Origin of the sequence: Rugosimonospora africana, assembly GCF_016862975.1 — a bacterium.
GTDB classification, from domain to species: Bacteria; Actinomycetota; Actinomycetes; order Mycobacteriales; family Micromonosporaceae; genus Rugosimonospora; species Rugosimonospora africana.
In genome coordinates this window covers 69,314-85,742 of sequence record NZ_BONZ01000001.1, presented here as the reverse complement: position 1 = coordinate 85,742, position 16,429 = coordinate 69,314, and the positions used below count along the sequence as shown (strand labels likewise).

The 16,429-nt window shown below is 70.5% G+C and carries 15 protein-coding genes; 6 read left to right on the top strand and 9 right to left on the bottom strand.

Annotated features, from left to right (window positions below):
- Positions 1 to 66: 66 nt before the first annotated feature.
- The 4 genes from Raf01_RS00395 (at position 67) to Raf01_RS00380 (ending at position 3,545) form a co-directional block, all read left to right on the top strand.
- Positions 67 to 1,941, top strand: coding sequence for an ABC transporter ATP-binding protein (locus Raf01_RS00395; protein ID WP_203915634.1), 1,875 nt, complete (start codon positions 67 to 69; stop codon positions 1,939 to 1,941).
- Between the two features lie 108 nt (positions 1,942 to 2,049).
- Complete coding sequence (locus Raf01_RS00390) at positions 2,050 to 2,262, top strand: ferredoxin (RefSeq protein WP_203915633.1); 213 nt, start codon at positions 2,050 to 2,052, stop codon at positions 2,260 to 2,262.
- Positions 2,263 to 2,304: 42 nt separating this feature from the next.
- On the top strand, positions 2,305 to 2,763 hold the full coding sequence (locus Raf01_RS00385) for a MarR family winged helix-turn-helix transcriptional regulator (protein WP_203915632.1): 459 nt from the start codon (positions 2,305 to 2,307) through the stop codon (positions 2,761 to 2,763).
- A 128-nt stretch (positions 2,764 to 2,891) separates the two neighbouring features.
- A complete protein-coding gene (locus tag Raf01_RS00380; protein ID WP_203915631.1) occupies positions 2,892 to 3,545 on the top strand; it encodes an SDR family NAD(P)-dependent oxidoreductase in 654 nt (217 codons plus the stop codon).
- Positions 3,546 to 3,620: 75 nt separating this feature from the next.
- Here Raf01_RS00380 and Raf01_RS00375 read toward each other — a convergent pair whose 3' ends face one another.
- From Raf01_RS00375 to Raf01_RS00345, 7 genes are all read right to left on the bottom strand, one after another.
- Complete coding sequence (locus Raf01_RS00375; protein ID WP_239133263.1) at positions 3,621 to 5,081, bottom strand: tryptophan 7-halogenase; 1,461 nt, start codon at positions 5,079 to 5,081, stop codon at positions 3,621 to 3,623.
- Positions 5,082 to 5,101: 20 nt separating this feature from the next.
- Complete coding sequence (locus Raf01_RS00370) at positions 5,102 to 6,337, bottom strand: cytochrome P450 (RefSeq protein ID WP_203915630.1); 1,236 nt, start codon at positions 6,335 to 6,337, stop codon at positions 5,102 to 5,104.
- Positions 6,334 to 8,166: a non-ribosomal peptide synthetase gene (locus Raf01_RS00365; protein WP_203915629.1), complete on the bottom strand. Its 1,833-nt coding sequence runs from the start codon at positions 8,164 to 8,166 to the stop codon at positions 6,334 to 6,336. Before Raf01_RS00365 ends, Raf01_RS00370 begins: the two co-directional genes overlap by 4 nt.
- 30 nt (positions 8,167 to 8,196) lie before the next feature.
- A complete protein-coding gene (locus Raf01_RS00360; protein ID WP_203915628.1) occupies positions 8,197 to 9,753 on the bottom strand; it encodes an AMP-binding protein in 1,557 nt (518 codons plus the stop codon).
- 22 nt (positions 9,754 to 9,775) lie between these two features.
- Positions 9,776 to 10,018: an MbtH family protein gene (locus Raf01_RS49325; protein WP_239133262.1), complete on the bottom strand. Its 243-nt coding sequence runs from the start codon at positions 10,016 to 10,018 to the stop codon at positions 9,776 to 9,778.
- Positions 10,019 to 10,195: 177 nt separating this feature from the next.
- Entirely contained in the window at positions 10,196 to 10,840 is a 645-nt protein-coding gene (locus Raf01_RS00350; protein WP_203915626.1) for an HAD family hydrolase, read from the bottom strand.
- Between the two features lie 2 nt (positions 10,841 to 10,842).
- Positions 10,843 to 11,946: a polyprenyl synthetase family protein gene (locus Raf01_RS00345; protein WP_203915625.1), complete on the bottom strand. Its 1,104-nt coding sequence runs from the start codon at positions 11,944 to 11,946 to the stop codon at positions 10,843 to 10,845.
- Positions 11,947 to 12,272: 326 nt separating this feature from the next.
- Here Raf01_RS00345 and Raf01_RS00340 point away from each other — a divergent pair, with 326 nt between their 5' ends.
- Both Raf01_RS00340 and Raf01_RS00335 read left to right on the top strand, forming a co-directional pair.
- Entirely contained in the window at positions 12,273 to 13,448 is a 1,176-nt protein-coding gene (locus tag Raf01_RS00340) for a cytochrome P450 (protein ID WP_239133261.1), read from the top strand.
- Between the two features lie 32 nt (positions 13,449 to 13,480).
- Positions 13,481 to 14,413 (top strand): polyprenyl synthetase family protein, encoded by a 933-nt coding sequence (locus Raf01_RS00335; protein WP_203915623.1) that lies wholly within the window; start codon positions 13,481 to 13,483, stop codon positions 14,411 to 14,413.
- A 63-nt stretch (positions 14,414 to 14,476) separates the two neighbouring features.
- Here the strand turns inward: Raf01_RS00335 and Raf01_RS00330 are convergent, their stop codons facing one another.
- Positions 14,477 to 14,914 (bottom strand): hypothetical protein, encoded by a 438-nt coding sequence (locus Raf01_RS00330; protein ID WP_203915622.1) that lies wholly within the window; start codon positions 14,912 to 14,914, stop codon positions 14,477 to 14,479.
- Position 14,915: 1 nt separating this feature from the next.
- Positions 14,916 to 16,346: a cytochrome P450 gene (locus tag Raf01_RS00325; protein ID WP_203915621.1), complete on the bottom strand. Its 1,431-nt coding sequence runs from the start codon at positions 16,344 to 16,346 to the stop codon at positions 14,916 to 14,918.
- Between the last annotated feature and the right edge of the window lie 83 nt (positions 16,347 to 16,429).

Below are 16,429 nucleotides of genomic sequence, written 5' to 3'. Positions count from 1 at the left end.
CGCAAACGCGAACTAAATTGATTGCGAAATTGGCTTACTGTCGGGTCAAGTACTACGCTGCAGTGTATGACTCTGGCAACGGAGACCGAGCCGACGGTATCGGCGCGCCGGATTATCGGCCTGTTCCGCCCGTACCGCTGGCTCATGCTCCTGTTGCTCTCGTTCGTTGTGGCGCAGTCCGCCGCGGCGATGGTCGGTCCCTTCCTGCTGCGCGGGATTATCGACCACGGCCTGCCGGAGCGCGATGCCTGGATGATTTCCTGGCTGGCTCTGGGCATGGTGGCCTCCGCGGTGACCGCCGGCGTCCTCGGGGTCACGAGCTCTCGGCTGGCCAACGTGATCGGTCAGCGGGTCATGAACGATCTGCGCGTTGCCGTGTACGACCACCTGCACGGTATGTCGCTCGGCTTCTTCACCCGCGCCCGGGGCGGCGACCTGCTGTCCCGGGTCATCAACGACATCGGCGGGGTGGACACCGTGCTCACCACCACGGCCACCTCGACCGTGCAGAGCGCCACGTCGGCCACGGCGATCGCCGCCGCCATGCTCATCATGGACTGGCGGCTCGCCCTGCTGGCACTGTTGGTGGTGCCGGCGTTCCTCCTGGTCACGTTCCGGCTCGGCCGGCAACTGCGTAGCCTGGCGCGCGGCCGGCAGCGCCGGCTGGCCAGGCTCACCTCGCTCATCCAGGAGTCGCTGTCGGTCTCGGGCGTGTTGCTCGTGCGCACCATGGGGCTACGCGACGAGTTCCGCCGGCGGTTCGCGGAGGAGTCGCGAGAGATTTCCAGGCTCGAACTCGCGCAGACGATGGCCGGCCGGTGGCGCACCGCGAGCCGGCGGATGGCACTGACCATCGTGCCGGCGGTCATCTACTGGCTGGCCGGGATCGAAGTGGCGAACGGGGCGTCGCTGGCCAGCATCGGCACAGTCGTGGCGTTCACCAGCATGGTGAACCGGCTGACTGGGCCGGCCGCCACGGTGCAGGGCGTCGGGCAGACCGTGCAGACCTCGATGGCGCTGTTCGCGCGCATCTTCGAGGTGCTCGACCTTCCGGTACAGGTGATGGATCGGCCGGACGCCATGCCGTTGCGGGTGACTCGGGGCGAGGTCGCGCTGCACGGGGTCACCTTCGGATACGAGGAGAGGGCCGGGGCCGAGCCGATCCTGCGGGACGTGGACCTGGTCTGCCGGCCGGGCTCGATCACCGCGATCGTGGGGGCGACCGGCTCCGGTAAGACCACGTTGGCCTATCTGGTAGCCCGGCTGTACGAACCGCAGACGGGGACGGTCACGATCGACGGCGTGGATGTCGCGGGCGCGACGCGGGCATCGGTCGCAGACGCGGTCGGGTTGGTGGCTCAGGAAACGTACCTGTTGCACGCGACGATCCGGGAGAACCTGCTGCTGGCCAAGCCGTCCGCGAGCCAGGAGGAGCTGGAGGCCGCGGCCCGGGCGGCGCAGGTGCACGACCTCATCGTGGCGCTGCCCGACGGGTACGACACCGTGGTCGGGGACCGGGGAAACCGGTTCTCCGGCGGCGAACGGCAGCGTCTCGCGATCGCCCGGGTGTTGCTGCGCAACCCGCCGGTACTGGTGCTCGACGAGGCGACCAGCGCGCTGGACACGCGTACCGAGCGGGCCGTGCAGGAGGCGCTGGACCGGTTGGCGGAGGGACGGACCACCATCGTCATCGCGCACCGGTTGGCCACCGTCGAGCGGGCCGACCAGATCGTGGTGTTGGAACACGGTCAGATCGTCGAGCGGGGGACGCACGCCGACCTGGTGGCGCTGGCCGGACGGTACGCCCGATTCCTGCGCCCGGATGGGACGGACAGCGAGTCCGCCGGGTCGTCCGGGTCGCGGCAGATGCGGCTGCCAGTGGTTGGCCGGGAGGGGGTGCATCCCGTGGTGCACCGAACCTCTCCCGAGTCAATCGGATGACCGCAATGGTTAGCATTTGGTAACTGTTCGTTCCGGTCCTTGGCGGGGCTGGCGCGATCCGGCGCCACGTAGGACGATGGCTCGGTACTCGTCGTCGCGGGGGATGCCATGCGCGTGGTCGTTGACCCAAATCTCTGCTGCTCGTCCGGTCTCTGCTCGCAGTCCTCACCAGAGGTGTTCGACCAGGATCCCGACGACGGTGTCGTGCGACTGCTGCTCGCGGAGCCGCCCGCCCACACCCACGCGGATGTCCGGTTCGCCGCCCACGGCTGCCCGTCGGGTGCGATTGAGATCTTGGAACACGACACCACCGGTTCGTGACCAGTCGATCCAGTCACAGGTTCGACGGACTATGGTGCTGCCATGGCATCAACGGTGGACCTCGAACTACTGGACACGGCTCGCCAGTTGCGGATTGCCGTGATCTCGCTGGCGCGACGGCTGCGCGCGGAGCGGCAGGAGACCGGGGTGAGCCCGTTGGGCATCTCGGTCCTCATTCGGGTCCGCCGAGAGCCCCGGTTGACCCCGAAGGCTCTCGCCCGGGCGGAGAACGTCGCACCGCAGACGCTCACCAGGGTGCTCGCCTCGCTGGAACATCAGGGCCTGTTGTCCCGGCGCCCGGACCCGTCCGATGGGAGGCAGTCGCTGCTCGAGCTGACCACCGCGGGCCGAAAGTTGCTCCGTCGGGACAGTGCCCGGCGAGAAGCGTGGCTCGCCGGGGCGATGCAGGAAGCCCTGGCGCCGAGCGAGCGGCAGATGCTGCGAGTGGTGGCGCCGTTGCTGGAGATTCTCGCCGAGTACAAGCCGGCGGACGACCGTTGACCCGCTAGGGGACGGCCTGTTTTGGGCCTTGCCGGCCCGCTTGCCCAGATCGTACGCGTTGACTTTCTATCTGGCCTCGGGCATTTTGACTCCGGATCCAGGTCGGCGTCTGGGGCGGGGGAGCTTTGGTGACGCGTGTGGCGGTGGTGACCGGAGCGGCCCGTGGCGTGGGCGCGGCGGTCGCGGTCGGCTTGGCCGCGGCGGGCCTCGACATCGCGGTGGTGGACGAAGACGACGCCGCGTGCGGCCCGACTGTGGAGGCAGTGAGTCGGCTGGGGCGGCGGGCGGTCGCTACGGGCACCGGCGACGGGTGGGATGCCGCGCTGCACCGGGTCGCGGAGCGGCTGGGCGAGCCCACGGTACTGGTGAACGCCGTGTGTCCGGAGGCCGGACCGGCCCTGTCGGGCTGGGCGCTGGCGGACTGGGCCGCGCGGGTGGAAACCGTCCTCTATGGCGCCTTCGCGGCCAGCCGCGCGGCCAGCGAGTACATGATGCGGGAATGGTGGGGCCGGATCGTCACGGTGGCCGTGGGCACCGCGCCGACGACCACCGAGGCGTTGCTGGGCCTGACCCGTACCCTCGCCCTGGAATGTGAGCCGTTCGGCATCGCGGTGAACGCGGTCGCCAGTCACCTGCCGGCGGTACCCGTGGAGCTGTCCGTACCGAACCCCGCGCCTACGGCACCGGGCGGCGATCCGTTCGCCGCGGCGGTCCGGGCGGTGTCCATGCTTGCCGGGCCCGATGCGTCCGGCCTGTCGGGTCAGGTGCTGTATGTCGCTTGACCCGAACGCTCGCGGCGTCTGAGGACCGCGGCTGGTCAGCCCACGGTGATCGTGCGCTGACCAGCCGATGCCGGATCAGTCGGGCAGCTCCCAGTGCAGGCTGTCCGCGGACGCGACCAGCCGGCCCGGGCGGTCGCGCCAACTGGTCTCGATGCTGGCCAGGAGCCGCTCCTGGTCCGGGCCCTGAAGGCGGGCACGGGTGCGACCGCGCCACTGCCGGTTCATCGCCTCGTCCTCGTCCGTGTGCACCGCCGGCCGGGTCGCGAGCCCCACGCCGCCGCTGCCCGTACCCGCGGTCCGCTGCCGGGCCGGGCCGTCCAGCTCCGGCAGGTTGAACTCGCCGGCACCGAGTCCCGCGGTCAGCTCACTGAAAGCGTCCGCGTCCGACACGGGGCTGTCGGTGAGCTTCCGGGCCGTCCAGAAGTATGACCCCTCGTCCACGTGCGCGTGGTACATCATCCGCAGGAACTCGTGGTACAGCTGGTACTCGCGGCGGTGGCGGAACTCCGACTCGGCGAACACGGTCGCCTCGTCCAGCCGGTCGGCCAGCACCGTGTTGATGGACCGGGCGGCGAGCAGCGCGCTGTAGGTCGCCAGGTATACCCCGGTGGAGAACAGCGGGTCGACGAAGCAGGCGGCGTCGCCAACGAGTGCGATGCCCGGCCGCCAGAACCGTGTCGTGTGGTACGAGTAGTCCTTGCGTACCCGGATCTCCCCGTATGTGCCCTCGGTGACCCGGTGCGCGTTTGTCAGCAGCCCGCTGATGAGCGGGCACTCCTCGATCAGCCCGGCGAGCGCCTGCTCCCGGTCGCCGCGCACCTTGTCCGCCATGCTGGACGGGACGACCGCGCCCACGCTGGTGAGCGTGTCGCTCAGCGGGATGTACCAGAACCAGCCGTCCCGGAACGCCGCGCAGACGATGTTCCCGCTGCGGGGCTGGGGCATCCGGGCGCCGCCCTCGAAGTATCCGAACAGCGCGATGTTGCGGAAGAAGTCGGAGTTGACGCGGGTGGCACCGGCCGCGGTGTAGAGCCGGCTCTGGTTGCCGGACGCGTCCACCACGAACCTGGCGGCCACCTCATGCCGCTGGCCGTCCGCGTCGACGTACCGCACCCCGCGGACCCGGTCCCCGTCGTCGTACGCCTCCTGGACCGCGCAGCGCTCCCGGACCTCGACGCCGTGCCGGCGCGCGTTGTTCAGCAGGATCTGGTCGAATTTCATCCGCTCGACCTGGTAGGCGTAGCGCTCACCGTGCGAGGCCGTAGTGAAGTTGAACGACCACGGCTCGGAACTGGTGCCCCACAGGAAGGTGCCACCGGACTTTCTCGTGAACGAGGCCGCCGCCAGCTCCTCGGTCACCCCGAGCAGCCCGCAGATCCACTGCGTCGTGGCCGGCAGCAGGGACTCGCCGATCTGGTACCGCGGGAACTCCTCGCGCTCCAGCAGCAGCACCCGGTGTCCCCGCATGGCGACGAACGACGCCACCGTGGAGCCTCCCGGGCCGCCGCCAACCACCACCACGTCGTACTGCTCCATCGGGTCCTCCCTGTCGTGCGTCATGAGCGAGCCGGCTCGGGCTCGAGTACCACCGGCAAAGAGCTGAGTCCACTGAGGACACTTGAGTAGATCCGTTGCGCCGGACCGGTCTGGCGCACCGAGCGCACCCGGCGACGCAACCCCTCCAGTACCGCCTCGACCTCCATCCGGCCGAGCAGGTGGCCCAGGCAGAAGTGTGAGCCAAGCGCGAACGTCAGGTGCTTGTTGGGATCGCGGTTGAGGTCGAACCGGTCAGGGTCCGGGAAGACCGTCTCGTCGCGGTTGGCCGAGGAGATCCAGACGCTGACCGCGTCGCCCGCGTGGATCTGCTCGCCGCCCACCGTGACGTCGACCGTCGCCGCCCGTCCACTGTGGATGGACGGTGTGGTCCACCGGAGCACCTCCTCGGCTCCCGAGGCCAGGCCGGCCTCACCGTCCTTGAGGCGCCGCCACTCGTCCGGGTGGTCGAGGAGAGCCTGTAAGCCACCGCTGATCGCGTGCCGGCCGGTCTCGTCGCCGCCGATCATCAGGCCGTAGCAGTTGGCCACGAGTTCGGCGTCGCGCAGGTTGTCCCCGCCGATGGTGGCGTTGGTCAGCAAGCTGACCACGTCGGTGCGGCTGCTGCGCTGCCGCACCTTGGACAGGTCGGCGAAGTACAGCAGGATCTCGTTGCGTGCCGACCAACTGTCGATGGGCGGGGCGTCGGCGTGATCGGAGCTCCACGCGTGCGCGGTGAGGCTGAGCAGGTACCGGCGGTCGTCCTGAGGAACATCGAGCAGGTCGCAGATGGCACCGAGGGGAACGTTGCCGGCCACGTCCCGGGCAAAGTCGCACTCGCCCTTGTCGATGGCCTCGGTGAGCAGCCGGTCCACGGTGCGGCGCAGGCTTTCCCCGATCGCCGCCAGGGCGCGGGCGGAGAAGGCCCGCTGAAGAATCGCCCGGATCTCGTGGTGCCGGGTGCCGTCAGTGACCGCGAGCATGACGCCGGCCGCGGAGTCGCCACCGTGCAGGATGGTACCGAGGGCGTTGCCGCGCTCGGTGGTGAACCGATCCGAGTCGCGGTACACGGACAACGCGTCGGCGTACCGGGTGATGGCCCAGAACCCCGGCTGCGTCCCGCGCAGCGGCTGCCAATACACCGGCCGGGTGGCCCGCAGGTGCCGCCAGATCTCGGACAGGTCGTGCTCGGCGTGCAACTTAGGGTCCGCGAGGTCGATGGTGTCCAGCGACTCGGGAGCGACTGTCGTGGCGGTCATCGCCGGGGCCCTTCGCCGGTCCGCGTGTCGGTGTCCGAGCCTCCGGTCGGTCGGGTGGCGCCCCCCGTCCGGGCGGCGGCCACCGCAGCCAGCCCCCGTACGGTCGGCTGCGCGTACAACTCGCGCGGCGTGAACGACAGCCCCGCCTCGCGGGCGCCGCGGATCAGGTTCACCGCGAGCATGCTGTCGCCGCCCAGCTCGAAGAAGTGGCTGTCGAGGTCCACATCGGACACTCCGAGCACGTGGCCGAACAGTGCGCAGAGCGTGCGTTCCGGGTCGGTGCGCGGCGACTCGCCGGCCGCCTCCGGGCCGGCCGGTGCCGGCAGGGCGCCCCGGTCGACCTTGCCGGACGGGGTGCGCGGCAGCTCGTCGAGGACCGCCACGACGGCCGGTACCAGGTATTCGGGTACCCGGGACCGGGCGTGCTCGCGAACCTCGGCCGGCGTCGGCGCGCTACCCCGATGAGGCACCACGTAGCCGACCAGCCGCGGGTTGCCCGCCGGGTCGGGACGCACCACGGCGACCGCCTCGCTCACCGACGGATGGCTACGCAGGATCGCGGCCACCTCGCCCAGCTCCACCCGGTATCCCCGAATCTTCGTCTGGTCGTCGAGCCGGCCGGCGAACACCAGGTCGCCGGTCTCGGTGCGGCGCACCAGGTCTCCGGTGCGGTACATCCGGGAACCGGGCTCCCCGAACGGGTCGGCCACGAACCGCTGTGCGGTCAGGCCGGGCCGGCGCAGGTATCCGCGGGCCAGCCCCGGCCCGGCGAGGTACAGCTCACCGGTCTCGCCGGGAGCGGCCGGTCGCAGCGCACCGTCCAGCACGTAGGTCGCCACGCCCGGAATCGGCTGGCCGATCGGCGGGATCCCGTTGCCGGACAACGGGTCGGTCATGGTGGCGCACACCGTCGCCTCGGTCGGCCCGTACGCGTTGATGAGCCGCCGGCCCGGCGCCCACCGCGCGGCGAGCTCGGCCGGGCACTCCTCGCCGGCGACCACGATCGTCCGCAGGTCCGGCAGGTCGACCCCGGACAGGCTGCCGAGCGCCGATGGCGGGATGACCGCGTGGGTGACCCGGCCGGCGCGCAGCGCGTCGCCCAACTCGTCGCCGGCGAGCGGCCCGGGCGGCGGGACCACCAGCGTGGCGCCGGCGGTGAACGCCGCCCAGATCTCCGTGATCGAGGCGTCGAAGCTGGGCGAGGAGAGCTGGGCCATCCGGTCGCCCGCCGACAGCGCCAGCCTGTCGACCTTCGCCGCAGCGAGACCGGCCAGGCCGGCGTGGGTGATGACGGTGCCCTTCGGCCGGCCGGTCGAGCCGGACGTGTAGATGACGTAGGCGGTGTTGGCCAGGCGCAGCGACGCGGTGCGGTCCCGGTCGGTCGGGTCGGTGTCCGACAGCTCGGCCGGTGCGTCGCCCAGTTCGGCGGAGTCCAGCGTGTCGAGGATCAGGTCGGGTGCCGCGTCAGCCAGTACGTACTCGACATGGGCGGCCGGGTACGCCGGGTCGACGGGCAGGTATCCTCCGCCCGCCTTGACCACCGCCAGCATCGCCACCACCATGTCGACCGACCGGGGCAGGCGCAGCGCCACCAACCGCTCCGGCCCGATCCCGCGCCGGATCAGCAGCCGTGCCAGCCGGTTTGCCCGCCGGTTCAGCTCGCGGTAGGTCAGCGTGCCCGTGCCGTCGGCCAGCGCGTCGCCGTCCGGTGTCCGGGCCACCTGGCACTCGAACAGTTGCGGCAGCGTGGCCGGCGCTACCCGAGCCGGTGGGTCCGGCGGGTACGGGCGGGAACGCGGCTCGGTGTCCGCAGCCTCCAATGTCGGCATAGCAGAGCCCTTCCGGTCACTGGGATCGACTCACTGAGGATCGGTCGTGGCTAGCAGGGCCTGCGCCGCCGCGCGCAGCCGCTTCTTGTCGAGCTTGTCGAGACCGGCAAGCGGCATGTCCCCGCGGATCTCCACCCGGGCTGGCGCGTGGTTGGCCGACAGCCGGGTCGTCACGAGCGCACGCACCTGATCGCCGGTCAGCGACGTCCGCTCGCGGGGAACGACCACGGCATGGATGCGCTCGATCCGGTCCGCGTCCTCGACGCCGAACACCGCGACCTGTGCCACGTCGGGGTGGTCGAGCAGCACCTGCTCGACCGCGGACGGGTAGACCTTGATGCCGTTGGCCTTGATGACCTCGCCGAGCCGGCCGTCCAGGCGGAGGTATCCGCTGGCGTCCAGCCGTCCGAGGTCCCCGGTGCGGATCCAGCCGTCCCGCAGCACCCGCGCGGTCGCCTCGGGTTCGTGCCAGTACCCGGCCATCCCCCACGGGGTGCGCACACACACCTCGCCCGGCTCGCCCGCCGGCACCTCGCGGTCGCCGTCGGGCTCGCGGATCGACACGGTCACTGGCGGTACCGGTCGGCCGGCCGTGTCGCGCAGTTCCATCCGGTCGTGCTCGGCCGGGTTGAGCCAGCTGATCTGCCCGCACTCGCTGCTGCCGTAGAGCTGGAACAACCGGGGACCGAACGCCTCGGCGGCGCTGGCGAGGCGCGAGGGTGACGGCGCGCAGCCCGTATACATCAGAGACAGCAGGCTGGACAGGTCGGCAGAGAACCGGTCGGGGTGGTCGGTCAACGCGTACAGCTGGGGGGCGGACAGGAACACCCGGTTGATCCGGCGAGTGCCCACGTCTGTCAGCACCCGGCCGGCGTCGAACCCGTCGTGCAGCACCACGGTGCCGCCGACCGCCAGGAAGTTGTCCGCCATCTTCCCGGTCGAGTGGGTCAGCGGCGCGGTCACCAGCAGGGTCTGCGGCCGGGGCGAGCGCGGGGTGCGCGCGACCATCTGGTTCTTCACCGGAAACGACCAGCTCACCCCGAGCGGCTTGCCGGTGGAACCGCTGGTGTATGTCACCACGGCGAGGTCGCCGCACGCGGCCTTCGCCTCGTCGAACGGCTCGCCGGTGGCGAGGTCGGGGATGTCCGCCGTGCCGGCGAGGTCGAAGCCGGCGAGCTGGACCGGCCGGTCGACCCGGGCGCACAGATCCCGGCCCCGGGACAGGTGCGCGCGATCCACGATGAGCATGGTCAGGCCGGCGGTGCTGAGCATCTCGACCTGGTCGTCGGCGGAAAGCGAGTCGGCAGGGTTCACCGCGTTGGTCGCCCCGGGGTGAACCACCGTGGCGCCCAACAGGTTTGCCGCGTATCGCAGGATCAGCGTGGCCGGACTGTTGGCCTCGGCCAGCACGCCGACCACCGACCCGATACCGACGCTCTGCGCGACCATGGCACCGGCCGCCACCCGTACGGAATCGGCCAGCGTGCCGGCCGTGACCGGTCGGTCGCCCCACCAGACGGCGACCCGTTCGGGGTTGCGGTCCAGGGCGGTGAGAATGAGACGTACGTAGTGGTCGTCGGCGGGCATCAACGGCTCCCTCGTCAGGTCGTCAGCCTCGGTCGGTCACGTCGGGACCCTCGGCCGCACCGGCCGGCTGGCGCACCAGGCTCGCCGGCCGCAGGTCGGTCCAGGTCCGCTCGATGTGGTCGAGGCAGCCGTCGCGGCTGTCCGCGCCGTGCGCGACCCGCCATCCGTCCGGCACGTTGACCTCGGCCGGCCAGAGCGAGTATTGACCCTCGCCGTTTACCAGAGCGACATATCGCGAGTCAGGGCTGTCGAACGGGCTCGTCACGCGCGCCGCCCATCCGGAGAAAGTATTACGCAGATGCGTTCTAACATCACGGCCCCCGAACCGAAGAAGACGCTTGTCTGTCACATGATCGTCAAGCGTCGACAGGTAGAAACAGTAAACCAACGCGTGCGAATCTGTCGACCCCCGTACCGGCACGGCCATCCCTCTCCCGCCTCGCTACCTGGCCGGATGCGGTGCCGGCTCGGGGCCCGCGACCAGCGTCGACAGCGACGACACGATCATCCGTGCGCCGGCCGCCCGGAGCCGGTCGGCGGTCGCGTATCCGGTCGTGACGCCGACTCCGAAGACACCCGCCGCCGCGGCCGCGGTCATGTCCAGCGGATGGTCGCCGAGATACACCTCCACCCCGTGCCGCCGCAGGTGGCTGACCTTCTCGGGCCCGGCCGCGCCGCCTACCAGCAGGTCGACGGTCAGGCCGGCGGCGCGCAGGTAGGCCGCGGCGGTCTCCGGTCGCCGGCCGGTGATGACCACGGCCCGGCCCCCGTGCCCGCGCACCCGGGCCAGCGCCTCGGCCGCGCCGGGCATGGGCTGCGCCTCGGCCACACCCTCGGCATCGGCCGCCGCGCGGTACCGGAGCAGTGCCTCCTCGATCCGCCGCTCCGGCAGGTGCCGGCTCAGCTCGGCGCGTAGCTCGGCGGCGGATGTCAGGCAGCGGCCCAGATCCACCGCCGCGGGCAGTTCGGGATCGATGGCGCGCAAGGCGACCAGCGCCGCCTCGCGGGTGTCGAGCAGCGTCAGGTCGAGGTCGAAGCCGACCACCGAGCCGGACAGCGGCGACCACTCCGGTGCGTCTTCGGGCACCGTCATCGCCTTCGGTTGCCGACGACGTCCGCGAGCAGTTCCAGGGCACCCCGGGCCGGCACCTCGGGCAGGACCGGCAGGCATGCCCGGGTCTCGTCGACATACCGGCGCAGGTCAGCGCGCGCCAGGTCCAGCGCGGGGTGAACCCGCAGCAGTTCCAGCGTCTCCTGCAGCGCAGCCGGGTCGTTGAGGTCGCCGTCGAGCAGCTCCAAAAGGCGCGCGTCCTGCGGCCGCGGGTTGGCCCGGACGTGCAGGACCGGCAGCGTCTCCACGCCCTCGCGCAGGTCCGTGCCGGGTGCCTTGCCGGTGCGCCCCTGCGGCTCGGTGATGTCCAGCAGGTCGTCGGAGATCTGGAACGCGATGCCGACCAGCTCGCCATATCGCAGCAGGGTGTCCACCATCCAGTCGGGGCACCCGGCGGTTATCGCGCCGAGGCCGGCACACGCCGCGGTCAGCGACCCGGTCTTGTCCCGGATGACCGCGAGGTAGTGCTCGACCGGGTCGTCGTCGGGCCGCGGCCCGACGGTCTCCAGCGTCTGCCCCATCACCAGCCGGTGCGCGGTCTCCGTCTGCAGTTTCACCGCGCGAAGACCGAGCGTGGCCATCAGCTGGGCCGCCGCGGTGAACAGCAGGTCGCCGCAGAGCACCGCGGCGGAGTTGCCATACCGGACGTTCGCCGACGGCACGTTGCGGCGGACGGTCGCCTCGTCCATCACGTCGTCGTGATAGAGCGTCGCGATATGGGTCAGCTCACAAGCCGCCGCCGCGGTGGTGACCTCGGTCCGGGCCGGGTCGCCGAACTGGGCGGCGAGCAGCGTGAGCAGCGGCCGGAACCGCTTGCCGCCGGCCTTGATGAGGTATCGGGCCCGAACGTCGATGTCCGGGTAGACGTTGCCGGCCGCGGCGTGCAGCACCTGGTCGACGGCGCCCATGCCCTTGACCAGCGAGGCCGACATCTCCCGGTTTTCGATGCGCAGGCCGAAGGTGGTCGCCGCGGCGGCCGCGGCCTTCTCTTGCCGCGCAAGGGCGGCGACCTCGGAACCGAACGCGGCACCAACCGCGCTCGGGGTGACAGTCGCCGTCGTCGTGTTGGTCTGCTCTGGCATCAGCCATCCTCGGCTCGTCGCTGTCGAATGGAGCCCCCGCGTTGCCTGGTGCCACGGTAGCCGGAAGCGGCGGCTACGAAAAGAGTTTCGTCGCAAGTGAGAAAGTAAACTTCCGCGAACGAGTTGACGATTGTCACACATACATCGATATCGAACCCTACACGCTGTCGAGCGCGTTACACCTAGTCATCGAGCTTGCCGAGATCTACGGCGTCGGTTAGCCTGGTCTCCGATTTACACCGCTGATGCTGACGATATTGCGCGGCATTTGGGTGCCGGCCTGTTTCACCATCGACCCGATCGTCGGCCCGGAAGGTGGAGGCCCGGTGGACAACCCGTTCGCGGCCGAGGCGCGCGAGGATCCGTATCCGATCTACCGCCGGATGCGCGAGGCTGCCACGGCGCACGACACCATGTTCGGGGTGCCCGCCTACCTGCGGTACGCGGACTGTGCGGCGATCCTTCGGGACGGCCGGTGGGGGCGGGGCTCGGGCAGCGACCGGTTGCGCGGCGCGGAGGACAAGGGCAACCGGCGTTCGTTCGTACGTCAGGACCCTCCGGAGCACACCCGGCTGCGTGGCCTGGTGGCCAAGGCGTTCTCGCCCCAGGTGATCGCGGCCATGCGCCCCCGCATCGAGCAGCTCGCCGAGGGTCTGATTGACGACATGTTCGCCACCGGCGGCGAGGTCGAGCTGCTGGCCCAGTATGCGTACCGGATCCCGGTGACGGTCATCTGCGAGATGCTGGGCGTCCCCGCGGAGGATCAGGTGACGTTCTCCAGGTGGGCCCGGTTCCTGGCCCGCGGGCAGGACCCGGAGGAGGTGTTGACTCCGGACGAGGCCCGCCGGCGCAACGGCGCCATCCGCAACTTCCGCGAATACTTCCGGGAGCTGATCGCCAAGCGCCGCGCCGAGTCCACGACCGACCTGCTGGGTCGGCTCATCGAGGCGCGCGAGGCGGGTGACTCGCTCAGCGACGCGGATCTGTTGGCGACCTGCGTGCTGCTCCTGTTCGCCGGGCACGAGACCACGGTGAGCCTGATCAGCAACGGCATCCTGGCCCTGCTGCGCAACCCCGATCAGTTGGCCCGGGTGCGGGACAACGACCTGCCCGAGCAGTCCTCGTTCATCGACGAGCTGGTGCGCTACGACGCCCCGGTGCAATTCGTGTCCCGCACCGCCCTGCAGGAGCTGGAGCACGACGGCCGGCGGTTCGCGAAGGGTGAGCATGTGCTGCTGATCCTGGCCGCCGCCAACCGGGATCCGGAGGCGTTCGACGATCCGGAGCGGCTGGACGTGGCGCGGCCGAACAGCCGGCACCTCGCCTTCGGGCTGGGCATCCACTTCTGTCTCGGCGCGCAGCTCGCCCGCCTGGAGGGTGAGATCGCCATCCGGACGCTGCTGCGTCGCGCGCCCGCGATGGCGTTGACTCCGGAGCCCCTTACGTACAAGCCGAACATCATCATGCGAGGTCTGCAACGGTTGCCGGTCCGGCTGAAGTGACGCAGGCGCCACGACGATCGGGGGAGAGCGTCATGCTGGTGGGTACGCGGGTCGGGTTGAACATCGACGACATCGACGTCGCCGAGCAATTGGTGGCGGAGCTGTCCGCGGCCGACGCGGCGCTGGACGCGGCGGCGCGCAGCGGGTATGGGCTCATCGACGACGCGACCGGGCACCGGCAGGAGACCGCCGGCCGGGAGCTGCGGTACCTCCTGGTGCTGCTGGCGGCCCGCTACGGCCGGGCCGGACACGACGGGGTGATCACCGCGGCGGTCGCCTGCGAGCTGAACCATCTCGCGACGGTGCACCACGACCGCATCGTGAACGAGCCGGAGATCGCCGAGTTGGCCGAGCCTGAGCCGGCTCGCTGGGCCAACTGGGTCGCGATCCTGACCGGGGACTTCCTGTTCACCGCGGCCGCCCGGCTGGCAAACGGATTGGGCATCGAGGCGGTCGAGTTGCAGGCGCGCACGGCGGCCCGGCTGGTGACCGGCCAGTTGCGCGAGGAGTTGGAGCCGACGCCCGACGACGACCCGGTCACCCACTACCTGTCCGTGGTCGCGGACAAGACCGGCGCGCTGACCGCCACCTGTGCCGGGCTCGGCGCGCTGGCCGGTGGGAGCGACCGCCAGGTCATCGACGCGATGCTGCGGTTCGGCGAGGAAATCGGGGTGGCTCACCGGATCGCGGAGGAGTTGGCCCGCCTGTCGGACTCCGACCAGCCCGACACCACGGCGCTGGCCGACGACGCGCTTGCCGCGCGCTATCTGCGGCGTGTGGCGGCGGGGCAGCCGGCCACCATCGAGCTGGCCCGCCAGCACGGAGTGGATGCGCTGGTCGTCGAGGACCTGACGGCTCAGGTGGCCCGGGCGCAGGAGACGCTACGGCACACGCCGGACACGCCGGCCAAGAAGATGCTGGGCGAGCTGTGCGAATGCCTGCTGGCCCCGGCGGGAGCGCGATAGTCCCGACCAGACAGGTCGGGCACGGTCATCCGTGCCCGACCTGTCTGTGGGGGAGTGTGTTGGTCAGACCGACGAGGGGCCGGCCAGGGCGCCGTCCGGCGCCACCGCCTCGTCGAGCAGCGTCGCGTCGTCAGAAACCAGGGCCCGGGCGAGCAACCGGACCTCGGGCGAGGTCAGCGTGGGTATCAGGATGAACAGCCGGCCGTGGTCGCCGGCCACGTCGACCCGGCCGGTCATCAGCACGTCGAACATGTCGGCCTCACCGCGCATGACGGCGAGTTCGTCGGCCCACAGGTTGGTGATGGTGACGTCGGGCTCGTCGATGCTGCCGAGGCCGGACCGGACGAGTATGCCCTCGCGGACGTCGTCGTAGTAGTGGACGGTGCCGCGCGGTCCCTCGGTCACCACGTGCTGGATGCGGATGTCCGTGTCCGGGAGCCAGCGCGCCGAGGTGGCGAGGCGGAACCTCTGCACCATCCACTCTTCCGATAGGAACTCCACGTCAGCGGTACCTCTCCGGAAGGTCGAAGTCGAACTGTTGCCCGCTGCGCTCACCCGGCGTGAACCGGACCTGCAGGCCGCGCTGGGTGCGCTCCTCCCAGGGCAGGTTGCCCTGTGCCGCACCGGCGGTGGTGGGACCGCCGTCCGTGGCCCGCTCCTCGACAGCCGTGTGCATCACCGGGCAGCCGGCGGCCGCGGCCCGCATGGCCTCCTCGATGGTCCAGTCCTTGATCCCCGAGCCGCCGTTGCCGTTGGCCGAGATGCCGCTCGAACCGCCGCTGGCCGAACCCTTGCCCGCCGAGCCGTGATCGGCCTCGGCCACCGGTGACGCGTCGCGTACCAGTTGGTAGTCCGGCATGCGGGCGAGCACCTGCTCGATCATCACGGTCGCCTCCATCCGGCCGAGGTTCGCGCCGAGACAGAAGTGCACGCCGTGGCCGAGCGCGAGATGCCGGTTGGGGCTGCGGTCGATGAGGATGTCGTCCGGCCGCTCGAAGACCTTCGGGTCACGGTTGGCCGCCGCGTAGCCGAGCACCACCCGGTCGCCCGCCTTGATGTCCTGACCGCCGAGACAGGTGTCGGTCACCGCCGTGCGGGACAGGAACGGCACCGGGCTGTAGTAGCGCAGGAACTCCTCGATGGCGCTGGCCATCAGGTCCGGATCGTCCTTGACCCGGTCGCGCTCGTCCGGATGCACCGCGAAGAAGGACAGCCCACCCAGGGCCAGCCTGGCGGTGGTGGCCATGCCGCCGATCACCATGGTGAAGCAGATCTCCATGATCTCGTGATCCGCGAACCGGTGGCCGTCGACCTCGGCGTCGAGCAGGTACGAGATCAGATCGTCGGCGCGCTCCTTCTTGCGCTTCGCGATCGCCTCGGTGGTCAGCTTCATCAGCAGCGACCAGGCCGCGTTGAGGTTGAACCGCTCCTCGCTGCGGTTGTGCACCGCGTCCGCGATGATCTCGGAGTGCTCGACCGGCAGGCCGATGAGCTGCATGGTGACCATCGCCGGTACCAGCTTGGTCAGGTCGTGGAACAGGTCGATCTGCCCCGACTCGATGCGCCGGTCGAGGCACCAGGTGACGAACTCCAGCACCCGCGACCGCATGACGCGCACCACCGTCGGCGAGAACCGGCTCTGGAGCATCCGCCGGTAGTCGATGTAGCCGGGCGGGTCCATCTCGATGGGTACCGCGCGGATCGGTGTCGGCGGCACCATCACGCCCGCGTACGGGCTCGTGCCGTTCGGCATGTCGTGGCGTGACGAGAAGGTTTCGGTGTCGCGTGCGGCGGCGGTAACTTCGTCGTAACCGGAAACCATCCACCGGCCGTTGTGGTAATCCCACCAACTGACCGGGGTGCCTCGCTGGTGAAATCTGCTGTACCGGTTGTCGCTGGCGAAATCCAACGTCTCGGGCGCAATGTCGTTCACAGGTCCCCGTCCCCGGATCGAACCCCGTCGCTTCCAGCCGCCAACATATCGAAAGCAAATGCGTAGGACAAGGGTACGGAGTC

Coding starts and splice junctions, on each gene's coding strand:
- Raf01_RS00395 (WP_203915634.1), top strand. CDS start 67: ATGACTCTGGCAACGGAGACCGAGCCGACGGTATCGGCGCGCCGGATT.
- Raf01_RS00365 (WP_203915629.1), bottom strand. CDS start 8,166: ATGCCGACATTGGAGGCTGCGGACACCGAGCCGCGTTCCCGCCCGTAC.
- Raf01_RS00375 (WP_239133263.1), bottom strand. CDS start 5,081: ATGGAGCAGTACGACGTGGTGGTGGTTGGCGGCGGCCCGGGAGGCTCC.
- Raf01_RS00360 (WP_203915628.1), bottom strand. CDS start 9,753: ATGCCCGCCGACGACCACTACGTACGTCTCATTCTCACCGCCCTGGAC.
- Raf01_RS00345 (WP_203915625.1), bottom strand. CDS start 11,946: ATGCCAGAGCAGACCAACACGACGACGGCGACTGTCACCCCGAGCGCG.
- Raf01_RS00370 (WP_203915630.1), bottom strand. CDS start 6,337: ATGACCGCCACGACAGTCGCTCCCGAGTCGCTGGACACCATCGACCTC.
- Raf01_RS00390 (WP_203915633.1), top strand. CDS start 2,050: ATGCGCGTGGTCGTTGACCCAAATCTCTGCTGCTCGTCCGGTCTCTGC.
- Raf01_RS00385 (WP_203915632.1), top strand. CDS start 2,305: ATGGCATCAACGGTGGACCTCGAACTACTGGACACGGCTCGCCAGTTG.
- Raf01_RS00335 (WP_203915623.1), top strand. CDS start 13,481: ATGCTGGTGGGTACGCGGGTCGGGTTGAACATCGACGACATCGACGTC.